Genomic DNA, 1813 nt, shown 5'->3' with positions numbered 1-1813 from the left:
CTGTCGGCGGGCGGCGGGGCACCGGGCGCGGTCAGCCCTCCGCCAGGTCCGCCAAGGCCCGGGCCCTGCTCGGTGCCGGCCGGGTACTCCGCCCTGCGCGCCTACATCGGCCTGCCCGCCGAAGGCGAGGAGCCGAACGCGCTCCCCGATCCCTGGGAGGACTTCAACAGGCGTTGAGCGCAACAGCAGCGAAGTGACCGCTCAACCGGATCCGCACGGCGCTGGCCGGCGGGTCGGGGTTCTGGAGGAGTCGGTGGCCTGCCCGCGCAGGCGGCGGTTTCTCGTGGTGGCATGCGCGCTCTGTACGACCGGCACTCCGGGAACCGACGCCCGGAGTGCGGCTCGGTCGTTCGCCACGGCGCGTGAACCGGGCGACTTCCCCGCGGCCGAGGTCGAGGGCGTGTCCGGTGCCGTGCACGCCGCGGGGTCGTAGCCTGTGCGGGATCCGCAGCCGGTACCCGGCGTTCTCCCTGCACCGCCTCCAGCCGCGCGCTCCGGCCTCCTGCCACAAGTGCCGGGCCCCGGCCGAGACGGGGCCGGCCCGGCTGTGCGCGGACCTGCCCGCTGGATGCCGCCGGGGCGTGCGGATCGCGACGCGGACCACCCGTCCGGCGAAGGGCTGAAGGGGGCGGAGCCTCCTTCTACCGAGCCGGGGTTCCGGCCACGACGCCGGTGGCATTCGACCTGCGGACCTTGACCTTGGTCTTGGTCAGCCGCGTGAGCGCGGCCGTGACGTCGGCGGCCTGGGCATCGGTGAAGGCCGTCTTGAGGACGGTCGCGGCCACGGGTGCCCCGCTCGGCCTCTTCACCAGGATCGACCAGGCCAGGGGAGTGTCCGTGGCCCGGGTGACCGACGTCCACGGGAACCTCAGCTCCCCGGACACCGTACGGATGACGGCCTCCTGATCGGACATCGCGACCGATGTGGGACCAGCCTGGCGCTGGGCGGCACGGGAAGCGACCTTCCTCGCGACCACGGTGATGTTCTGGACCTGGATCAGGCAGGCGATGAGCGCCGCGACTGCGAAGAGGACCCCGCCCGCCGTGAGGCAGAGCACTGCGAGCAGCAGCCACGCGCCGGCGACCGCCCAGCGTACTGCCGGTGCAGGAAGGTTGGCTCTCACCGCGGCGGCGAGCTCCTCAGGTGCTGCGTCGTACTCCACCTGGACGTTCATGTTCGTTCCTTTGTTCGCGACGGCACATCATGGCCGGGACACGGCACCCGGCACAAACTCGATGCGCCAGCCCCGGACGGGCCGCCTGCGACCAGCGCCGGAAGGCCCGCCGGAAGTAGGCCGAACAGACCCGCCGCCAGCCGATGCAGACCCTCGCCGGCGCCGACTGCGGCCAGGTCCGGGAGAGCAGCTGGGAGTACGGCCTCCACAGCCACGAGCACGCCGGGGCGGCGAACGCCGTGCTGCGCCGGTGCCAGACGTGCCGGGGCTCGATCGGCGGGGAAGAGCGTCCGGTGCCGCAGCTGCAGGAGAAGACCGGCCCGGATCGGCTGGAGTGCTCCACGTGCGCACAGGACCGTGCCGCACGGGACGTGGGCCCGCCCACCAAGCGGGAGCCGGACGCGTGGAGGTTCCCGCTCGTCGCGACGGTTCTGCCGTCAACGTTGAAGGCGAGCTGGGCGATCACCTCCTGGTCGAACAGGCCGGTGGGGAACTCGCGGTTCAGGTCGGCGTAGTGGACCAGGGCGCCGTTGTCGATCTCGCGCACGGTGCCGCCGAAGACCGGCGTCCAGCCGCCCGTCCTGGCCGCGGTAGTCGTTGAGGGCCGGGCCGAAGCGCACGATCCGGGTGGGCACCCG

2 protein-coding genes are annotated in these 1813 nt (G+C 72.9%); one reads left to right on the top strand and one right to left on the bottom strand.

Translation table 11 applies throughout. From position 1 onward, the window contains the following. Positions 1 to 641: 641 nt before the first annotated feature. A complete protein-coding gene (locus ABZ885_RS40420) occupies positions 642 to 1175 on the bottom strand; it encodes a hypothetical protein (protein ID WP_360200087.1) in 534 nt (177 codons plus the stop codon). A 143-nt stretch (positions 1176 to 1318) separates the two neighbouring features. On the opposite strand from ABZ885_RS40420, the gene ABZ885_RS40415 reads away from it, so the two are divergent. Beyond that, the gene (locus tag ABZ885_RS40415) at positions 1319 to 1690 is read left to right on the top strand and encodes a hypothetical protein (protein ID WP_360200085.1); all 372 of its coding nucleotides are present in this window, start codon (positions 1319 to 1321) and stop codon (positions 1688 to 1690) included. The last annotated feature ends 123 nt before the right edge of the window (positions 1691 to 1813 follow it).

The sequence above is a fragment of the Kitasatospora sp. NPDC047058 genome, assembly GCF_040643935.1.
Classification (GTDB): domain Bacteria; phylum Actinomycetota; class Actinomycetes; order Streptomycetales; family Streptomycetaceae; genus Kitasatospora.
This window is presented reverse-complemented; position numbering and strand designations above follow the sequence as displayed.

What these genes read in the sequence shown, in the direction of transcription:
- ABZ885_RS40420 (WP_360200087.1), bottom strand. Translation starts at nt 1,175, where the DNA reads ATGAACGTCCAGGTGGAGTACGACGCAGCACCTGAGGAGCTCGCCGCC.
- ABZ885_RS40415 (WP_360200085.1), top strand. Translation starts at nt 1,319, where the DNA reads ATGCAGACCCTCGCCGGCGCCGACTGCGGCCAGGTCCGGGAGAGCAGC.